The sequence below is a fragment of the Archaeoglobus sulfaticallidus PM70-1 genome (assembly GCF_000385565.1).
Classification (GTDB): Archaea; Halobacteriota; Archaeoglobi; order Archaeoglobales; family Archaeoglobaceae; genus Archaeoglobus_A; species Archaeoglobus_A sulfaticallidus.
Genome location: NC_021169.1, coordinates 1,951,474 through 1,970,628, shown reverse-complemented (window position 1 = coordinate 1,970,628; position 19,155 = coordinate 1,951,474). Strand labels below are relative to the sequence as shown.

The window sequence follows — 19,155 nt, the reverse complement described above, 5'->3', positions numbered from 1 at the left end:
ACAGATAAAACAAAACAAAAAATTATAAGAAATAAAATTTCAATAAATATGAATATGACCAGTGGTGTGCCGAAGTCTTCTAAGAAAGAGATATTACTGGCACTCTGGAAGTGCGGTAATGGGGAGATGGACTATGCAACGCTTTTTGACGTATTAAAAAATAAAATGCGGATGAATATAAAGGAATTTGCGATCTACAAACAAATCTCGCAGGAGGTAAATGATGAGAAATCTGGCTATCCTGGACTAGAAGATATGGGCTGTGTTAAAATAAGACCACGAAGGAAACGGCGTGAGAGACACGTTATAGAGTTTAAAAATGTGGACTGGAACGTCTTAAGGTGTGTAGTTGAAGTATTTGAGAATTACAAGGGCGACTATGTGGAGCTCATGCACACAGATTTTGGTAATTTGGTTATAGACTTCTTAAAAGCCGAACTTGATAAGCTCAAAAATGCGTTTAGTGATGAAATTAGAAGACTGCTTATTTTGTCTTCCAGTACCAAAAAAACGTATTTAGAACGACACATTGGTGACTTGCTATCAAACCTAGATCCTGAAACTATGAAAAAGGTAAATGAGTTGTCCAAAGATTTAATCAAACTTCTTAATATATCCTCCGAAAGGAACTCGGATACGTCATTTTTAACATTGTTCAACCAAATGAAAGGTAAGGCAATCATGTCATTAATAGATAGTCCTCCTATCTGGGCTATACTCTCAACGGTAAAGTATTCCCACGAAGCACTGAAATTTTTTGTGCTTTGCAACCAAGGAAAATATTCTGACGAGGAGGTGTGGGAATTTGCGAAACTCGGTTTATTTTTCGTTTCGATACCTCCGGTGTTGCATATAAAATACAAAGGAAATATCCACAAATTCTTCAAAGATTTGGGAAACTCAGTAGGAATAGATGATAGAATAGGAAAAGAGATAATTAATCTAAAGGAAGACATACAGAGTAAATTGACTGATTATGATGGTTTTAGTGTCCCATTGGCCTGCTTTGGAGTTTCAAGTTTTTACCATCCAGACACAACACTGTTCCAGAAAATTGATAGAGGTTTATGGGAAGTATTCAACGCACTGGGCCTGATCTATCTTAAAGAAGATCTACTGGTAGAAAAGCTGTAAGATTTTTTGAATTCTAAAAATTTTAAAATTTTATTTTATGGATTATTCAACACCCAGCTTCGGTATATGCGCGAGATAAGCTTTTCTTAGCTCATCTTTATCTATGTGGTCGTAGATATCAATTGCCTCTCTTCTTGAATCTCCTCTAAGCTCCTTAATGAACTCTCTCCTCATTCCGCTCTTTCTCAGCCACATTGTGAAGCAGTGTCTGCACGTGTGTGGAGTGAAGTGGTCCATGGGATTGTCAGATTCGGGATTATGGAAGCCAAGCATCGAAGCCCACTTGGTCACTGCTCCGTAAACTCCATTTCTTCTGAGCCTTTCTCCCCTCTCATTAACGAACAGCGCATCAGTCTTCGGATTCAGCTTCTCTCGAACTTTCATCCATTTTTTGAGAATTCTTCCGGTTTCGTCATCGAAGAATACTACTCTGTTGGACCTTTTTGCCTTTGGTTTCAGGAGTATCGATTGCTCTTCCCAGTTTATATCCTGCACGTCAATCGAGATTAGTTCACCTCTTCTGATTCCGGTCTTTAGCAGGAGAAGGACTATGGCCTTATCCCTGATATATGGTATCGAGTTAACCAGCAGGCTTGCTTCCTCAACCGTGAGAACTCTCTTCTCTGAACTCTTATTTTTCTTGTACGGGTTCAGATACCTTTTTCTGACAGGATTGACTGGATTACCTTTAACAACACCTTCATACAGCAGAAAGTCATAGAAGCTGGAAATTGCTGAAAAGTAGTTTTCGAGAGTCTTCTGCTTCAATCCCTTGCTTCTGAGATAAGATAGAAAGTCCCTCAAGACAAATTTATCAACACCTTTTACGTCAACATTTCTCTCATCGAGCCACTTCAGGAATATTCTGAGACAGGAGATGTACCTTCTAATGCTCTCTGAAGTCATTCCCCTGCTGATGCAGTCCTCTCTGAAAGCCTCAAGGAATGAGGTCTGCATCAGAGCTTCCATTTCCACCCCCTCGCGGTGGACTCAATTAAGCCATACTGTTCGAGTGCCTCTATCTGCCTGAGGTAACTCCTGACCAGTTCCTGGTCATTTACCGGATCAACATTCAGGAGTAAGTAGAGCTCTTCGTATTCCACATACTTCCTTCTTTTGAATAGATCTATCAACTCATCAGAGAATTCCCTCTTTCCAACGAATTCACTTTCGAGGAAGGGTTTTGCTCTGTAAATCTTCAACTCCTCGTCAAGCTTATCAACAAGATTTTTAAGCATCCTGTTCTCCTTTCTCAGCTCCTTATTCTCATCTTCAAGTTTTTTAACTCTGTCAAGAAGCTCTTTTCTCGAAACAAAATCCGATTCATCTTTTGAGAGCGACTCCTGAACGCACTCAACCACAAATTTTGATATGGAAATGTTTCTTTCCTTTGCTATTCTTTTCCACTCTTCTGCCATCTCTTCGGATGGGAGATAAACATAGATTGCTCGTTTCTTAACAGTCTCAGTTTTACCTCTGTTTGGTCTTGGCATAAGAATAGATAGTCTTAAATCTATTTATTATTTACTGGTAAATTAATGCGGGGGGAGGGATTTGAACCCTCGGACCCCTGCGGGACAAGGTCTTAAGCCTTGCGCCTTTTCCTGACTCGGCAACCCCCGCACGGAAACTGGCGAAACTACCACGAAATCTGGATGAATTTGAGATTTAAACTTTATACTGGATTATCAATGAAATTCGAGTTTGCGAAGGAAATTATAATTTTCTTTAGATATTGCTATATGCAATCTCTCCCGTTTGTGGTTTTTTCTCGATTTTAAAGGTTCTGAGGTTAATTTCTTGCGCCCAGACACTTGCGTATTTGTGCTCAGTTATCATTTCCTGTTTATGTAGATTGTGGTATATAAATATGTAGTAACCCTCATAGTGTTTTCATGTGGTTCCTCTCTTTCTCTGAATCAGCTTAATTGATGACAAAAAAGAAATCCAATTGATTGTTGTTAGAATATTTTTTACATCTTCAGCTGGCTTTGGGACAAAACTCTCACCTAATCCCTCACAACAACCATATAGGCTCTCCACCCAATATACCTCTTAGGGCACCTTAGCTGAATTGCCGAAAGGTGTTACACTCTTCTCGAAAGCAGCCTCAACCTCTTCTTTCAATACGAAATCACCATTTTTAACTTCTACCTTTCTCGTAATATAGTATATTCCATAGATGTGCTTAAACTCGAAGTCCTCGAAGAATATGGTATGAGATTCCTTTCAAAGCAGATGCCAGTTCCTGAATGAGAATCTTTTTATTCTCTTGTATTTGTATGGTTATCTGCAGTGGGATTTGTAGCTGGAGCTGCATGGGTGGGGTTAAAACCCTGCCTTTTTTTAACTCCCACGGAAGATGTAACACCACCAATATTTTAAAACTTTAATGGAGGTACTGGATATGAACAATGATTTAAAAGCAAAGCTCGTAGAAATTCCTGTTAAGATACTTGCATTAATTATTGCGTTTATGGTCATATTGAGGTTTGCTTACGTTTTTTACAACTTCCTCGAGGACCCATTCCACGAACCTGCAGCCCTTAGTGAAGAAGCTGTAAAACATGTGATGGTCTCTCTGATATTGCTCGAACTCCTAGCGCTAACCCTTCGATTTCTGATTCACGATATAATCGACCCGAATCTACTTCTGATTACTGTTTTAACGGCTCTTGGGAGAGAGATTATTATCTTAGATCTCAAGGAAGTGGATTACACCAAGATAATAGCACTTGGGTTAGTATTCGCCATAACAATCTTTGGTCTGCATATCCTGAAACAACGAGATTCTGAAGTTTGAGAGTTTTTTGGTAGTTCGGTGATTCAAGATGTTCCACAGATCCTACCTACATTTTAGAATATGCTACTTAAAGACTTCACTTCGAATAAGCTCATATCCATGAGAACTTTGCAATCAACTACTCAACCAATTATTCTATGGAAACGTATTTTTTTCTGCGCTAGTATGCAAGCAAGTACTGAAAAAAGATCTAGAAAAAACTTAAAAGGGAAATTGTTACTAACACATCCTGACTAAATTTTTTAACATATATAATTGTACTTCTTGCTCCCACACCCTCAATATTTTACTCTTCCTCAAGAAGTAATGTGTTTTAGTTTTTTAGATTGTTTGTGTTTTGTTACTTGCATCTCCAAAAAGCTGAGTAGCTTCCACAGTCAATCCATACACTGGGAATCTCCAGGAAAACAAAAATACAACATTAACACTCTTTCATCAATCATTCTAGCAAAATGAAACATATCTATTCTCTTTGAAACGTTCTAAAATGTCTATTGTCTTTTTTGTATTATGTTTTAAGAGGCAACATCCTTTGCCTCTGAGAGCAACCTGTTGACTGAGGTGATGTGAGATGAACTGGAAAAGGGTTGGTGTTGTGGTTGTGGCAATAGCTGCAGTAGCTTTGGTGTATACAGCAACAGCCCATCCACTTGGATGGAACTATGGATACGGAATGATGGGCTACGGGATGCCAATGATGGGGTATGGCTACCAGCCTGCAGGTCAAAGCACAGGAAACTATGCTGGATTCAATGGAGACTTTTACAACTGGCTCTGTCCGATAATGAATTTGATGACGGGTGGATAGGGGTATGCTCCAACAGGTCAACCTGCTGGAAACGCTAATTGCTACAGTGGGTGGGTCTGCTGGTAATGAGACGAGCTTATGGGGGTTCAATTTTTTATTTTTCAAAATTTAGTTCTTGCGAGAGTATTATACGAGGTATTTGCTGTGAAAAAGTACAGTGTGTTTATATTAATCTTCTTGGCAATTCTCATCCTTAGATATACTCAGATGAAACCGCCTAATGAGAAGATCCTTGGAGATCAGTTCTAATTTGCTATGTTTGATATATTTAACTACTGCATATTCATTAGTCACCTTATTATACAGCCAAAATAACTTTTCCATTCGAAATAGAGCAATTCTTTGCCTCAACTCTAAATTATCAGGCCCCTTCACAATGAATTTACTTACCTCATAGGTTTGTTCAGGTGTAAAGTTATTCGAGATCCTACAATCTTCAGCTTCAGCCGAAAAATTTTTAAATTTGTTATAGTGTATCAATGTAACACAGTAGCAAAGGTGATATGATGCTGGGTATGGCAGATGTGTGGACAGCACTGGGATACTTGATGACGATACTCTCTGTAATATTCTGCATAGCTTATGGAGTATGGAAATGGAGGGGTTGAGATGGATTTCCTGTTGATGGCGCTGGTTGTTGCAATATACCTGATAGTGACGATATATCTGGGGTACTTTGGATTTAAATCGACAAACAGCTCAGAGGATTACCTCGTTGCTGGCAGGAAAATAAATCCGGCGATAATGGCTTTATCTTATGGAGCAGCGTTCATATCCACTTCGGCCATTGTTGGTTTCGGTGGTGTGGCTGGATTATTCGGGATGCCGCTTTTATGGCTGACATTCCTCAATATCCTTGTGGGAATATTCATAGCGTATGCTGTGGTTGGAAAGAGAGTCAGAAGGTTTGGAATGAAAACAGGGGCTTTGACATTCCCGGAGTTGCTTGGAAAGATGTACGGATCGAGATTCCTGCAGGTTTTTGCCGGGCTGGTGGTCTTCTTATTCATGCCCCTGTATGCAGGGGTTGTGCTGATAGGGGCATCGAGATTCATGGAGGTATCGCTCTCTATCGACTACAACATGGCACTGCTGATAATGGCCGTGATAATAGCCGTGTATGTTGTATACGGTGGGCTAATAGCGGTCATATACACGGATGCATTTCAGGGCGGGATAATGCTTGTGAGCATGATCTTCTTGCTGATCTCAACGTATGCTTTCTTTGGTGGCGTTATACCTGCCCATGAAACGCTAACATCTTACAACGATCTGGCTGTTGAAATATTCTCATCCAAGATTCCCGGCCACAACGGATGGACAGCATTTCCAACTCTGGGCTCGGTAGCATGGTGGGTGCTCGTATCCTCCCTGATTCTTGGAGTTGGAATAGGTGTCCTCGCACAACCACAGCTTGCAGTCAGGCTTATGACCGTTGGCAGTGACAGGGACCTCGATAGAGCAGTTCCAATTGGAGCCTTCTTCATATTCATAATGGTTGGAACATCGTTCATTGTTGGGGCTTTGAGCAATGCATACTTCCTCGAAACGGTTGGAAAACCATCCATTGCGGTTGCTGGTGGGAATGTGGACAAGATAATTCCTGCGTTCATAAACTCCTTCATGCCGGACTGGTTCGTTGTGCTGTTCCTCGTGACACTTCTGGCAGCAGCAATGTCAACACTCAGCAGTCAATTCCATACGATAGGCTCGGCACTCGGCAGGGATGTATTTCAGGCTGGACTCATGAAGGGTAGGTATGATGAGAAGACGATACTAATAACGAGAATAGCGATTGCCATAGGAATAGTTTTCAGCATATTTCTGGCATACATCCTCCCACCCGGTGTCATCGCGAGAGGAACTGCGATATTCTTTGCCCTCTGTGCCTCATCCTTCCTTCCTGCATATCTCGGTGGACTGTACTGGAGCAAAGCGAGCAGAGAAGGTGCGATCACAAGCATTCTCGCCGGCTTTACTATCTCTTTGATTTACCTGACATTCGTGCATGCAAAAGAGGCAAGTGAACTCGGTATCTGCAAGCTGATATTCGGAGTTAACACGATCGCACAGTTTCCGTGGACAGTCGTGGATCCAATAGTAGTAGCACTTCCGGTATCGACAGTGACATTCATAGCCGTGAGCCTTGTAACAAAGCAGAAGGTCAGAATCGTTGAGGAAGTGAAGACCTGATTATTTTTTATTTTCATTTCCTCACAAAGCCTATAAACATCATAACCTACACTTCTTTAAATGGATGTTTCTGGAAGCAGAGGTAGCAGAGGTATAGTTGAGGGGAAGGAGTATTCAGATGAAGAGATAGAAAAATTCCTCCACCCTCTGGTTGTGGAGTGGTTTAAGGGCAAGTATAGATCTTTTACCCCTCCTCAGAAGCATGCGATAGTTGAGGCTCTGAACAGGAACAACATCCTGATCTCCTCACCCACAGGAAGTGGAAAAACCCTTGCAGCTTTTCTGGCTTCAATAAGCATGCTTATAGACCTTGCAGAGAAAAACAGGCTTGAAGACAAGGTTTATACGCTCTATGTTTCTCCGCTAAAAGCTCTCAACAATGATATACGGAAAAATCTGGAGGAGCCGCTGAAGGAGATATATGAGATTGCCGAAAGCAAAGGCCTGAAGCTCCAGAAGATACGGATAGGTGTGAGAACTGGAGACACTGATCCATCAGAGAGGCAGAGACAGGTGAGAAAACCACCTCACATCCTGATAACCACCCCTGAAACCCTCTCGATTATTCTTGTCAGTCCGAAGTTTTCAAAGCACCTCAGCAACCTCGATTTTTTGATTGTTGATGAAATACATGCGATTGCTGAGAACAAGAGAGGTACTCATCTCTCCCTATCTATAGAAAGGCTTCAAGAGATCCAGGAAGGCAGAATGGTGAGAATAGGTCTGTCAGCCACCATCCACCCTCTTGAAGAGGTTGCAAAGTTCCTAGTTGGGTTTGAGAATGGCAAGGTGAGGGATTGCATAATCGCTGATGTCAGCTTTCTCAAACCGATAGACATAAAGGTGATCTCTCCAGTCAAGGACTTTTTCAGAGAAAGTTCAGAGCAGATCAGCGAAAAGCTTTACAACACTCTTGCGGATTTGGTTAAATCATCAAAAACAACGCTGATATTCACGAACACGAGGAGTGCTACGGAGAGGGTTGTTTACAACCTAAAGAAAAAGCTTGGAAGCGACTTTCCAATAAAGGCACATCACTCTTCTCTCTCAAAAAATGTCAGGCTCGAGGTTGAGGATGAGTTGAAGAATGGCGAGCTGAGGTGTGTTGTTTCCTCTACAAGCCTCGAGCTGGGCATAGATATAGGATACATAGATCTTGTGGTACTCCTTGGCTCTCCAAAGAGCATAAATCGAGCACTCCAGCGAATAGGGCGGAGCGGGCATAAGCTGCATGAGGTGTCTGTTGGGAGGGTTGTGGTTGTTGATCACGACGATCTGGTTGAATGCACCGTTCTGACCTATGAAGCCCTGAACAGAAGGCTTGACCGCATAAAAATACCCGAGAAACCTTTGGATGTGCTGTGCCAGCATGTGGTTGGGATGGCTATTGAAAGAAAGTGGGGTATAGATGAGGCGTTGAAGGTCATTCGAAGAAGCTACCCCTATAGGAATCTGACAAAAGATGAGTTTCTGGAGGTTCTGAGATATCTGGCAGGATACTCTGATTTCGAGAAGAACAGGGTTTACGGGAAAATCTGGCTTGATGAGAAGGAGGGCACCTTTGGCAAAAGAGGGAAGCTCGTAAGGCCGATTTACTATCTGAATACCGGAACGATACCCGATGAGGTTGCAGTCAAAGTTATAACGAAAGACGGCAAGCGGGTTGGGAAGGTGGAGGAAGAATTCGCAGAGAGGCTGATAAAGGGAGATATATTCGTTTTAGCCGGGAGGACCTTCAGGTTTTTGAAGTCTCGAGGAATGAATCTAATCGTTGAGGAGGTTGAGGGTGAGAAACCAACTGTGCCAAGCTGGTTTTCCGAACAGCTTCCGCTGAGCTATGATCTCGCCCTCAGAATACAGAGGTTCAGGAGAGAAGTTGAGGAGTTGCTGGGCTCCGAGCTGCTCGAGTTTGAGGATGCTGTCTGGTATCTGAGAAAGAAGTACATGCTTGAGCGCGACTCTGCTGAGGCTATAGTTCGATATTTCTATGAACAGAAGGTTTTCAGCTATATCCCAACTGATAGGAGATTTCTTATCGAGAACTTTCAGGACGAGGGGAATGAATGTTATGTATTTCACTCCTTGATAGGCAGAAGGGCAAACAGTGCGATTTCAAGGGTTCTGGCATATCGGGCTGGCCTGAAGAAAAACTGTAGCGTGAAGATAGCTGTAAACGATAATGGCTTCATGCTGAAACTTCCAAGGCGAAAGGTGCTGAGCTTCGATGAAATACTGGAATTGATGAACGTTGAAAACTTCGAGGAGGATCTGATAAAGGCGCTTGACAGAACAGAGATTCTGAGAAGAAGGTTCAGGCATGTGGCGGTTAGATCTTTAATGGTGCTGAGGAACTATCTGGGCAGGGAGAAGAGTGTCTGGAGACAGCAGCTGAGTGCTGATTCTTTACTTAGGCTAATAAAGAAGAAATTTGGCAGAAACTTTCCAGTCCTCAAGGAGACATATAGAGAGATAATGGAGGACTCAATGGATCTGGGTAATGCGATTGATTTTCTTACCAAGCTTGAGAAAAAGGAAATAAAGCTCACGCGCATACCCTTCCCGAGTCCGTTCGCTTTGAATATCTTCGTGCTGGGAGAGGAGGACATAGTTCTGATGGAGGACAGGAAGAAGGTAATTCAGAGCTTATATGAGAAAATCACACAGGTTATCGAGCTTAACGGGTGATATCTTGCCTGACTTGCTCGATGTTGAATTAACACCAGAAAAGGCGGTAATAGTTGAGGATTCTGCGGTTATAGCTGATCTGCATCTTGGGATAGAACAGACAGCATATGGTGTCATTCCAAGGCTTCAGATAGATGAGGTAGTCGATCGGGTCAGGGATATATTTGAGAGATACGGAGTGAAAAGGCTGATTGTGGCAGGAGACATGAAGCACGAGTTCAGCAAAAACATGCCGTATGAGTGGGATGATGTGACTTATTTCATTGAGGAAATCAGTAAGCTTGGAGAACTGAGGGTTGTGAGGGGGAACCACGACAACTATCTCTTAGCTATACTCGCTAAATACGATATACCGCTTGAAAGAGAGATCAGGATTGGGGAGTGGGTGATAGCTCATGGGCATGAGATTATGGATGGCAGGAAAATAATAATCGGGCATGAACATCCTGTGATCAGGATCAGGCAGGACTTTGCTCAGTACACATACCCATGCTACCTTAGATATTTATCCGGTAAAGAAGTTCTTGTCCTTCCAGCGTTTTCGAGCATGGTTAAGGGAAGCGATATCCTGAGCTCCGACAGCTTTCTCTCACCTATGCTGGAGTTCGATGAGGAAAGAATAGATATTTTCGCGATAGAGGATAAGGTTTATTTCTTTGGTAAGTTGAAAAAACTGAAAGAAGAAATTGCAAGGGGGTTAGTATGAAGTTCGATTTTAGCAAGGCAAAATGGGAGGAAAAGGGAAGCTACATAACAGCGAGGGTATTTGACATATCCGAGACTTCATTCGTTCAGATGGTTGAGATTCCTGCTGGAGCTACAGTAAAGAAGCACTATCACAGAAAGCAAACCGAGGTTTTCTACATACTCAAGGGAGAGGCAAAACTCGGAATTGAGGATACTGAGTACGATGCTAAAGAGGGTGACATCTTTCTGTGCAAGCCAGAGAGCATACACTGGGTTGTGAACAGCTCACAGAACAGCTTCAAAGTACTCGTGTTTAAATATAACTGGGAAGAAAACGATACTGAATGGATTGAATAAATTAATTATCTAATTATCCTCTTACACCCAGTATCGATTTCTGAGATCTCTTGAGTCTCCTTCTCCTTCTACCCTTGGAATCGTATTTCTGGTTTGGTCCGGTTGGCTTGTAGTGCTGCCACTTACCCGGAACAAGCCTGACCTGATCTTTCCTCCCCTTTATCCTGATCCATGTTGTTGTGCCTGTTTTACCCATGAATCAATGCTTTAGGAATCAATTTAAAAAGATTGCGGTGTGTCAGATCTCTGCCTCCTCTATCTCCCTCTTTTTGTTTACCTGATATTCCAAGATTTTCTTTCTGATGTTTTCGTTTTTGATTCCAAATATTTTCGCAACAGCTAGTGCGCAATTTTCTGGTTCGAGAACAACCATTGGCGCGACTCCTGATGGCATTCTCAGCGAGGATAGTATATCCATCCCGGCAAAGCTCTCACTTACTGGCGGACAGGCTATCACAGGCTTTGTCGTGTTCGCATCCACGAAGCCGCTTAATGCATTGCTTCTCCCAGCAACAGTGACAAATACAACATCTTCGTTTTCAAACTCCCTTATGATCTCCAGAACTCTCATCGGTGTTTTGTGGGCTGAAGCTACCTTCATTTCACAATCAATTCCAAAAAATGCTAGCTTATCAGCTATTTTTTTGCAGAAGTTTATATCTGCTTTTGAGCCCATAATGAGTATGGCCTTCATAACCTATACTTCCGCAATTTAAAGAAAACATTTTCTAAAATTAAAAATGATTATATATCTTTATGTCAACAAAAGTTAACCATTTTGAATTGTGTGTTATTTATTCTAATAGTAAAATTTTTATTCCCTCATTATGAGAATACAGTGGGGATGAAAATGAAGCTAAAGTTTGGTCTTAAAAGGCTGGATGATGCCATTGGCGGCGGTCTTGACGAGAACACTGTAAACCTGGTAACGGGCAGGAGCGGTATTGGGAAGACAATTCTTGCGTCACACTGGGCCGCAGAGGGGGCTAAGAATGGGATGGGGGTGGCATATCTTGCAACAACTCTTGTTAAAAGAAGCTGTGAAACGTACCTCAAGAAATTCAGGTTCATGGAGGATGTTTACGATAAGATACACTGGAGGTTCATAAGGGTTGATGCGAAATATATGATGCCCGTAACGAGGGAGAGGATAGAACAAGCAGTCATTACAACAATCAAAATGAAGCCAGAGGATGTTGATATGATTGTTTTTGATACGGTAACAGATCTTGATAAAGCATTAGCAGATCCGGTTCTTTTCAGGAGAGTTATAAAGTATATGGCTGATTTGTGTTATAAAAATGATATAACTGCCCTGTTCATAGAGGAAGCACCCATGATGGGTGACTGGAGTGAGACGAAGAACCTTTCAGAATCGGTTATCTTTCTTGACCTGCTACACACGGAAAATGGTTATGAAAGGGCAATGAGAATTCTGAAGAAATACAGAAGTTCACATCCGCTGGAGTGGATTCCATACGATATAACTGATGAGGGTATTGTTTTCAAAGAGGGATGGTATGTCAGAAGAGACTACAGCTACATCTACAAATCTGATTGAAGAGCTTGAGAGTGCAATTGCATCCGGTGCAGAAGTTATACTGATTAAAGCTCCGGCTAAAAAGTATCTGAACGTTAGCCTAGAGATAACAAAGTATCTGTGCCAGAAAGCCGAGGGAATCTATGTCACGCTCAATAGACCCTATGCGTCCATGAAAAAGATAATGCAAAAAGAGGGAATAGATCTGAATAAATTGATCTTTATCGACAGCATAACCCGCCAGACTGGAGGAGAAGAAATAGATACTGATAGATGCATATACATCAACTCTCCGGATCCAACTCTAATGCAGGTATCTATAGAGAGGGCAATGGATCTGATTCGGACTGAGAACAGATTCATATATCTTGATTCACTGTCCACGATATCGCTATACAAATCCTTTGAAACACTGCTGAAATTTATAAGGTACATTACTGCGAAAATAAGGGTAAAGGGATTTTTCGGAGCACTGTTTTCTGTTGAAAAAGAGCTTGATGAAACATACTACTCTCAGCTAGCTCTAATGGTTGATGAGGTGATTGAGATTGACTGAATTTGCCGAATTTAAAACAGGAATTGATGTTTTCGACAGTCAGATTGGAGGTCTACCCTCAGGATTGATTTTTCTGCTTGAAGAGGTTGGAGCCGGAGGAAGAGAATTTGCCTTAACGACATTGATGAAACTGGCTAAAAGTGGATTTGAAAATCTCTATTATTTTGCGATTTCATCAACCGTTGATGAAATCAAAAGAGAGCTCACGCTGACATTTCCCAAATCCGGGAATGAATGGATAGATAAGATTGATATAAAGAGCTTCTCAAAAGATTTTTTTGCCAAAACTGTTGTTCCACTGTCGTGGCTTGATGTTGAGGTCGGCCTATCTGCTCTAAAAAAAGGAGATTTATTGAGAAATCTCTTCGATGGATTCGAAAAGGTTGGAGATAACAGTGTTCTTTTGATCGACTCCTTCATAGATCTGGTGAGAAAAACTGATGTCCTTGGTGGAAATGAGCTTAGCTGGAGAGATCTCGTTGATTTCGTTACAGGATTAAGAAAGTTCATAATCAAGAAGAACATGCTTGTTTACTGTCTCATGACCAAGGATGTTGTGGGAAAAGCCAAGGAGGAGGAACTGATCAGCTCATCAGATGGTGTCATCGTTTTTGAGTTTTTACACGGAAAAGAAATGGTTAAGAGATCAATGTTTATAAGGAAACTTCTAGGTGCACTACCAATTCTTGAAAGACGGGGGATAATGAGGTTTGACATCTCATTTGACCCGTCGGAAGGATTTATAATATCAAGGCTCCAGAGGATAGTATAGGCCGGTGATTAGCATGATATATAAAGCCATGTTATCCACAGGAATAGAGGGACTCGACAGTATTATTGGTGGCGGCATCCCTGAGGGGCATACTGTAGTGGTTTACGGTAGTTACGGTACTGGAAAGACTACTTTTGGTTTGCATTTCATATATGAAGGTTTGAAGAATAACGAGAAATCCGTTTTCATAAGCCTTGATGAAGATGAGGATAGCATACTTGAGAGTGCCAAAAGCTTTGGAATGGATCTTGAGCCTTTCAATGATAAGCTGGAGATCATCAGGCTGGATGTGGTGATGGTCAAGGAGTCTCTCGAGAAGGTGACAAACGAGCTTTTGAATGTTTTTAAGAGGATGAATGTCAGGAGAATTGTTATCGATAGCCTGAGCATCCTGGAAAGTTTATTTGATGAGAAAGAGCGGTGGCTTGCCATATCATCCCTCAGAGACATAATCAAGCAATCCGGAGCAACAGCTATCCTGACATCGGAGTCTGACAAAAGCGGAGAATCCACCAAATATGGCATAATGGAGTACATGTCTGATGGGGCGATAAATCTGAAGATAATAAGAAAACATCCACTCGAAGAACCGGTTCTTGCTCTAGAAGTGGTTAAAATGAGGAGGATCAGGCACTCACGCAAACCGGTACCCTACATGATAACTGACAGGGGCATTACTGTTATGGAAGGGGCAGAGATATTTTAGATGGTGTTAAATGTAAAAGCAATCCCCGGAGAATACTTTTTCAGTACCTTCTTCGGTCTCAACAATCAATCCACCGTCGTAATCCATATCAATAGCTTTCCCTCTATAGGTTCTGTTTCCGGCCTTTACCTCTACAAACTTTCCTATCGTGTCAGAAAGCTCCAGCCACTCAAACCTAATTTTATTCCATTCCCTAGAAAGAAGCATTTTGTAGTACTTTGTAAATTGCTCGATTACATCCTTTAAGATTTCTGCTCTGTTAACCTCTGAGTTGAGATTTTTGAGGTTCGTTGCATAATCAGGAACGGCATTTTCCACATTTATCCCTATGCCGACTATAACCTTAAAGTTCTCGATCTCTCCGACTATCTCCGATAGAATCCCACAAACCTTTTTGCCATTGATTAGCACATCGTTGGGCCATTTGAGTCTTGCCTGATACTCTTCAAGCGCTCTGGCAACAGCAACTCCAGAGGTGAGGGTAAGCTTTGGAATATCTTCTAGGTTCATCTCTGGCTTGAGAGCTATGGAAAAGTATAGCCCGCCTTTCTTGCTGAACCATTTCCTTCCCAGTCTGCCCTTACCCATGATCTGCTCTTCCGCGATAACGAGACTGTTCTCAGGAAGTTCTCGTGCTTTGTTGTTTGTGGAGTCGAGGACATCATAGTAGTAAACCGTTTTGATAAGTGAACCTCTCACAGACCTTACAACAGAAATTGGAGAAAATTTTGGCTCGGAAACTATCCTGTAACCCTTCCCTTTAGCTCCCTCAATGACATACCCCATGTTCCGCAGTCTCTTTATTTTTTTCCATACTGCTGTTCTGCTAACATTCAGTTTTCTGGCCAATTCCTCACCACTGACCCATCCTTTTAGAAGTTCGGAAATCTCAACGATGTTGTCATCCACATCTATTTTTGTAGAGTACTCCACAGGATCATGTATGGCTGAAATTATAAATTATTTTTGAGAATGAGCCTTTTTTAAATCTTAAAATTTAAATATTATTGATCTTGATTGATACCATGGTAAAATTCAGCCTGCTCATGCCATATCCTGCTCCAGAGCCTATAGAGAGGATTTTCAGGCTTGTGGAGAGGGTTGAAAAATATCCATTCGACTCTATATGGTTCCCAGATCACACGCTGATGTATCCGAAGGGTTTCTGTCCAGATGTATGGACGGTAATCTCTGCATTATCGACAAAAACGAAGCTCAGAATGGGCAGCGCTGTAACATGCCCGCATAGGAGGCATCCATCTATATTTGCTCAGATGATAGCAACAATAGACCACCTATCTGCTGGAATCAGCGTTGGAATTGGAGCTGGAGAGTCGATGAACCTCGATCCATTTGGAATCGAGTGGAGAAAGCCGGTAAAGAAAATGAGGGAGTTTATCGAGGTATGCAGACTGCTGTGGGGTGGGGAAAAGGTGGACTATGATGGAGAGTTTTTCAAGCTGAGGGGGGCTTATCTGCAAATTAGGCCTAAAAGGTACATTCCAATTTACATCGGAGCAAACGGGAGGAAGACAAGAGAACTTACAGGAGAGATTGCTGATGGATGGATTCCGATATGTGAGAGCCCGAAAACTTACAAAAAGAATGCAGAAGAGGTTATCAGCTCCGCAAGAAAAGCGAAGAGAGACAAGCCGGAGATGGCACTTCAGATATATACGGCAATATCTGACAGGGAGGAGGACCTGAATTTTGTCAGGATGTATCCTGTTGTTATGCTGCTTGGGTCTCTAAAGAAGATCAGAGAGGCTGGATATGATGTTGATATAGACGAAATCGGTGATGAGTTCTACTTCAAGGAACTGATTCCCGGAGAGAGCATGGAGAACAAGCTTTACGAACTCATTCCGAAAATTCCGGTCGAGGTCTCGAACGATTTCTCAATAATGGGTAACAGGGAGGAGTGCATCGAAAAAATAGAAGCTTTCATTAAGGCAGGAGTTGAACATTTCATCCTGATAAACATTGGCCCGGATCCCAAGGAAACTCTTAGGATTTATGGTGAGGAGATCGTGCCATACTTTAGAGAGCTTCGCGATTGATTTAGCTGCGATCAAGCTAACAATTGCGGGTGCACTTTTCTCTTTTTCTCTTATTATCCACTTTATGCTTTCTCGTCGAGGTTAGTTGAAGTGGGAAATAACTTCGGGAGAACACGGTCAAGCTGCCAAACACAAAAACTATCAATATGTATCTTTCAAAAAGATTGGTTGATATGGAAAAACTTGCTGAAGTATTTGGTGTGTTTGCAGTGCAGAGTGTTTTTGGATTATCCTCTGTTGTTGTTCTGAGGGCTGAAGATGGGAGATATCTGCCGATATACATCGGAAACACGGAGGCAATGGCCATACATTCTGCACTCAGGAATAAAACAATGTCCCGCCCGATGACACATGATCTGCTTACCGAGATTCTGAAAAAGCTCAGAACGAAAGTCGTCAGGATAATCATCGATGATCTGGTTGACAACACATTCTATGCGAGAATAGTTTTATCTCAGAATAATCACGAAATCGAGCTTGATGCGAGGCCAAGCGATAGCATCGCAATAGCTGTGAGAATGGCATCTCCGATATATGTGGATGAGAAGGTTCTTGATGAAGCCGGACAGGATGAAGAGCTTTCGAGCGAGTTTGTCGAGTTCGATCAGATAATGAAGTACTGATATGATTCATTTAATGATCGAGCATGAAAGAACTCTGAGCTACCAAAATATATTTATACCCATCAGTACAGGAGTATTTTGCCGACGGCCATAGGATCGGGGGAAACACCCGGACTCATTCCGAACCCGGAAGTTAAGCCCCGCTCCGTTCCGTGCGGTACTGTGTTCCGAGAGGGCACGGGAAACACGGAAGCTGTCGGCTTTCCCTATAACCTATTTTGGGAAATTTCTTATCCCCCACCCCCACATTTTAATCATGCACATTGGTGAGATCTTTGCATTTCTGTCAGCGATCTTCTGGGCAATCGGAGCTGGATTCTACAAAAAAGGGCTGGAAACAACCGACGTATGGAGTGGAAATCTCATGAGAACAGGATTCACATCATTGGGCTTCATAATTTTCATGGTTCTGAACGATTCTCTTATAGAGTCCATTAATGCTCTAACTCTGGAGCTTGTTTTTTGGCTCATATTCTCAGCTTTCTTTGCGTTCTTTCTCGGTGATGTTCTGTATCTGGCATCCATCAAGGAGTGTGGAGTTGCGAAGGCCGTGCCCATAAGCTCAACTTATCCAATTTTCGTGTCAGTCTGGAGCTTCTTGCTTTTTGGGAAGCTGAGCCTGTATGTTTTATTTGGAGCAATTCTGATAGTTATGGCTATAAAGCTAATCTCAAAAGGAGAGGAAAAGAATTCCCTGAAGGGTATATTTCTTGCAATCTCGGCATCGATTTCATGGAGCTTAAGCATAACAGTCCTTGAGCTCCTCACATCCTATCTACCATCAGAGGCTGTGGCTGGGTTCAGGTTTATCATAGCCTTCATGTTTCTGAACCTTATTGTAGCTAAAAACGGGTTTAATTTCAGCTGGAACTCCCTGCTGTGGATGGGTGTTGGGGGCATGTTCGTTATGGTTCTGGGGAATTATGTGTTCGTCGAGGCTATAAAGCTTATAGGTTCGGCGAAGGTCTCGCCAATATCTGCCGTTTACCCTATACTTTCAGCAGTATTTGCTGGAACTGTTTTGAGGGAGAAAATAACTTTAAGGATAATTGCCGGAACCCTTCTGTCTTTTGCGGGAGTTTTGCTTGTGCTGACAGGTTAGCCACTGTACTTTTCTATTATCTCCTCAAACGCCCTTATGATGTATTCTATTTCCTCCTCAGACAGCATGTAGGTTGATAGCTTGAAATGCTTGGTTAATCCCGGTTTTATTCCGTGGATTTTCTTCTTCTTTAGCTCCTTGTACAGAAAGAACCTTCCAGATTTGGCCTTTTTTGAGATCTCATAAAGCACCTTGCTTTCAAAGAACATCAGATCATGGTTATGTGGTTTCTCTCCAAGCTGAATTATTCCAAGTTCTTCAAATCTCTCAGCAAAGTATCTTGCTTTCCTGACCTCTTCATCCCATCGCTTTATCCTCTCAACAATGTGCGGGAATGAAGCGATAAGGGTCATGACAACAACTCCTCTTGCCGTGCATCCGAGCATTTCGATCTCCTTGACCTTGAACTTCTCGGATTTTTTAAGCACAATGTCGGCATAATCTTCCTTCATGCCGAGAACTCCAACAGGGCCGGCAGAAGCCATGGATTTATGTCCGCTGCCCACTATGAAATCCCCACCCATCCTTTTGAGCTTGAAGTCCATTCTGCCAATCGCATAAGCGCCATTGACTATCAGTGGTATGCTGTTGCTCTCACAGACCTTTGCTATTCTCTTTATATTCGGAAGGTTCCCGTAGTTGCCATCTGGATATGTAACAAGGGCGAGAACAGGATTCTTTGCGGAATCTATTGCCGTTTCATAATCATCTGCTGTGACTATGTACTCGGGATATCCAGAATTTTTTGCGAAGATAACCTTTAAACCAGCCCTTTCTGCAGAAACATAGCTTGAATAATGAGCATTCTCGTCCATTATTATCTCTCCACCCTTGCACCCAGAAAAAGCATGCATTATCGCAAACTTACCCTCTCTCGCACCGTTGGTGATTCTCGCAACATCACATCCGAGAAATTCTGGAAGGATTTCGTGAACGAACTTGTAGATGGGAGGTGTTTTGATGCTGTCGAGTGTTCCGGTGCAGAAGTCACACACACTGTATCCATCTCCCCACTCCACCAACGCCTTCTTGGCTTCCTCGCTCAGCCTCCCGCCTGTTTGCAGGGGGTCGATGTTTATGAACTCTTTTGTCTGCCTTGGGTAAAACATGGTTTTTTGCTATGCTGGAG

Annotated in this window: 22 protein-coding genes, 1 tRNA gene and 1 rRNA gene; 16 read left to right on the top strand and 8 right to left on the bottom strand. The window is 42.3% G+C overall.

Annotated elements, in window-relative coordinates:
* The first annotated feature begins 54 nt into the window (after window positions 1-54).
* The gene (locus tag ASULF_RS10610; protein ID WP_015591723.1) at window positions 55-1,134 is read left to right on the top strand and encodes a hypothetical protein; all 1,080 of its coding nucleotides are present in this window, start codon (window positions 55-57) and stop codon (window positions 1,132-1,134) included.
* A gap of 42 nt (window positions 1,135-1,176) precedes the next feature.
* Here the strand turns inward: ASULF_RS10610 and ASULF_RS10605 are convergent, their stop codons facing one another.
* From ASULF_RS10605 to ASULF_RS12470, 4 genes are all read right to left on the bottom strand, one after another.
* Window positions 1,177-2,103 (bottom strand): tyrosine-type recombinase/integrase, encoded by a 927-nt coding sequence (locus tag ASULF_RS10605; protein ID WP_015591722.1) that lies wholly within the window; start codon window positions 2,101-2,103, stop codon window positions 1,177-1,179.
* On the bottom strand, window positions 2,091-2,627 hold the full coding sequence (locus ASULF_RS10600; RefSeq protein ID WP_015591721.1) for a V-type ATP synthase subunit I domain-containing protein: 537 nt from the start codon (window positions 2,625-2,627) through the stop codon (window positions 2,091-2,093). Before ASULF_RS10600 ends, ASULF_RS10605 begins: the two co-directional genes overlap by 13 nt.
* A 46-nt stretch (window positions 2,628-2,673) precedes the next feature.
* Window positions 2,674-2,757: transfer RNA gene (locus tag ASULF_RS10595), tRNA-Leu, on the bottom strand.
* Window positions 2,758-3,189: 432 nt separating this feature from the next.
* On the bottom strand, window positions 3,190-3,261 hold the full coding sequence (locus tag ASULF_RS12470) for a DUF2080 family transposase-associated protein (protein WP_394295720.1): 72 nt from the start codon (window positions 3,259-3,261) through the stop codon (window positions 3,190-3,192).
* A 280-nt stretch (window positions 3,262-3,541) separates the two neighbouring features.
* Between ASULF_RS12470 and ASULF_RS10585 the strand changes: the two genes are divergently transcribed.
* From ASULF_RS10585 to ASULF_RS10555, 7 genes are all read left to right on the top strand, one after another.
* Window positions 3,542-3,937: a phosphate-starvation-inducible PsiE family protein gene (locus ASULF_RS10585; RefSeq protein WP_015591720.1), complete on the top strand. Its 396-nt coding sequence runs from the start codon at window positions 3,542-3,544 to the stop codon at window positions 3,935-3,937.
* A 571-nt stretch (window positions 3,938-4,508) separates the two neighbouring features.
* Window positions 4,509-4,745, top strand: coding sequence for a hypothetical protein (locus ASULF_RS10580; protein ID WP_015591719.1), 237 nt, complete (start codon window positions 4,509-4,511; stop codon window positions 4,743-4,745).
* A 503-nt stretch (window positions 4,746-5,248) separates the two neighbouring features.
* Entirely contained in the window at window positions 5,249-5,353 is a 105-nt protein-coding gene (locus ASULF_RS12370; protein WP_330217179.1) for a symporter small accessory protein, read from the top strand.
* A gap of 1 nt (window position 5,354) precedes the next feature.
* Window positions 5,355-6,938, top strand: a complete 1,584-nt coding sequence (locus ASULF_RS10570) for a sodium:solute symporter family protein (protein ID WP_015591717.1) — start codon at window positions 5,355-5,357, stop codon at window positions 6,936-6,938.
* Window positions 6,939-6,998: 60 nt separating this feature from the next.
* The gene (locus tag ASULF_RS10565) at window positions 6,999-9,623 is read left to right on the top strand and encodes an ATP-dependent helicase (RefSeq protein ID WP_015591716.1); all 2,625 of its coding nucleotides are present in this window, start codon (window positions 6,999-7,001) and stop codon (window positions 9,621-9,623) included.
* A 4-nt stretch (window positions 9,624-9,627) separates the two neighbouring features.
* Complete coding sequence (locus ASULF_RS10560) at window positions 9,628-10,329, top strand: metallophosphoesterase (RefSeq protein WP_015591715.1); 702 nt, start codon at window positions 9,628-9,630, stop codon at window positions 10,327-10,329.
* Window positions 10,326-10,667, top strand: coding sequence for a cupin domain-containing protein (locus ASULF_RS10555; protein ID WP_015591714.1), 342 nt, complete (start codon window positions 10,326-10,328; stop codon window positions 10,665-10,667). Before ASULF_RS10560 ends, ASULF_RS10555 begins: the two co-directional genes overlap by 4 nt.
* Before the next feature lie 13 nt (window positions 10,668-10,680).
* Here the strand turns inward: ASULF_RS10555 and ASULF_RS10550 are convergent, their stop codons facing one another.
* Window positions 10,681-10,863 (bottom strand): DUF5350 domain-containing protein, encoded by a 183-nt coding sequence (locus ASULF_RS10550; RefSeq protein ID WP_015591713.1) that lies wholly within the window; start codon window positions 10,861-10,863, stop codon window positions 10,681-10,683.
* Window positions 10,864-10,905: 42 nt separating this feature from the next.
* A complete protein-coding gene (locus ASULF_RS10545) occupies window positions 10,906-11,361 on the bottom strand; it encodes an AIR carboxylase family protein (protein ID WP_015591712.1) in 456 nt (151 codons plus the stop codon).
* A gap of 156 nt (window positions 11,362-11,517) precedes the next feature.
* Between ASULF_RS10545 and ASULF_RS10540 the strand changes: the two genes are divergently transcribed.
* The 4 genes from ASULF_RS10540 to ASULF_RS10525 are packed head-to-tail and all read left to right on the top strand — an operon-like array spanning window position 11,518 to window position 14,241.
* Entirely contained in the window at window positions 11,518-12,228 is a 711-nt protein-coding gene (locus ASULF_RS10540; protein ID WP_015591711.1) for an RAD55 family ATPase, read from the top strand.
* On the top strand, window positions 12,188-12,763 hold the full coding sequence (locus ASULF_RS10535) for a hypothetical protein (protein ID WP_015591710.1): 576 nt from the start codon (window positions 12,188-12,190) through the stop codon (window positions 12,761-12,763). Before ASULF_RS10540 ends, ASULF_RS10535 begins: the two co-directional genes overlap by 41 nt.
* Window positions 12,756-13,535: a hypothetical protein gene (locus ASULF_RS10530; protein WP_015591709.1), complete on the top strand. Its 780-nt coding sequence runs from the start codon at window positions 12,756-12,758 to the stop codon at window positions 13,533-13,535. The genes ASULF_RS10535 and ASULF_RS10530 overlap by 8 nt, the downstream gene beginning before the upstream one ends.
* A gap of 13 nt (window positions 13,536-13,548) precedes the next feature.
* Window positions 13,549-14,241, top strand: a complete 693-nt coding sequence (locus ASULF_RS10525) for a KaiC domain-containing protein (RefSeq protein WP_015591708.1) — start codon at window positions 13,549-13,551, stop codon at window positions 14,239-14,241.
* A 6-nt stretch (window positions 14,242-14,247) separates the two neighbouring features.
* Here the strand turns inward: ASULF_RS10525 and ASULF_RS10520 are convergent, their stop codons facing one another.
* Window positions 14,248-15,174 (bottom strand): biotin--[acetyl-CoA-carboxylase] ligase, encoded by a 927-nt coding sequence (locus tag ASULF_RS10520; protein WP_015591707.1) that lies wholly within the window; start codon window positions 15,172-15,174, stop codon window positions 14,248-14,250.
* 92 nt (window positions 15,175-15,266) lie between these two features.
* On the opposite strand from ASULF_RS10520, the gene ASULF_RS10515 reads away from it, so the two are divergent.
* From ASULF_RS10515 to ASULF_RS10500, 4 genes are all read left to right on the top strand, one after another.
* The gene (locus tag ASULF_RS10515; RefSeq protein ID WP_015591706.1) at window positions 15,267-16,301 is read left to right on the top strand and encodes an LLM class flavin-dependent oxidoreductase; all 1,035 of its coding nucleotides are present in this window, start codon (window positions 15,267-15,269) and stop codon (window positions 16,299-16,301) included.
* 173 nt (window positions 16,302-16,474) lie between these two features.
* Window positions 16,475-16,924, top strand: a complete 450-nt coding sequence (locus ASULF_RS10510) for a bifunctional nuclease family protein (protein WP_015591705.1) — start codon at window positions 16,475-16,477, stop codon at window positions 16,922-16,924.
* A gap of 80 nt (window positions 16,925-17,004) precedes the next feature.
* A 5S ribosomal RNA gene (gene rrf, locus ASULF_RS10505) occupies window positions 17,005-17,126 on the top strand.
* 54 nt (window positions 17,127-17,180) lie between these two features.
* The gene (locus ASULF_RS10500; RefSeq protein WP_015591704.1) at window positions 17,181-18,026 is read left to right on the top strand and encodes a DMT family transporter; all 846 of its coding nucleotides are present in this window, start codon (window positions 17,181-17,183) and stop codon (window positions 18,024-18,026) included.
* On the opposite strand, the gene pscS is transcribed toward ASULF_RS10500, so the two are convergent.
* Window positions 18,023-19,135, bottom strand: coding sequence for an O-phospho-L-seryl-tRNA:Cys-tRNA synthase (gene pscS, locus ASULF_RS10495; RefSeq protein WP_015591703.1), 1,113 nt, complete (start codon window positions 19,133-19,135; stop codon window positions 18,023-18,025). The genes ASULF_RS10500 and pscS overlap by 4 nt on opposite strands.
* Window positions 19,136-19,155 lie beyond the last annotated feature (20 nt).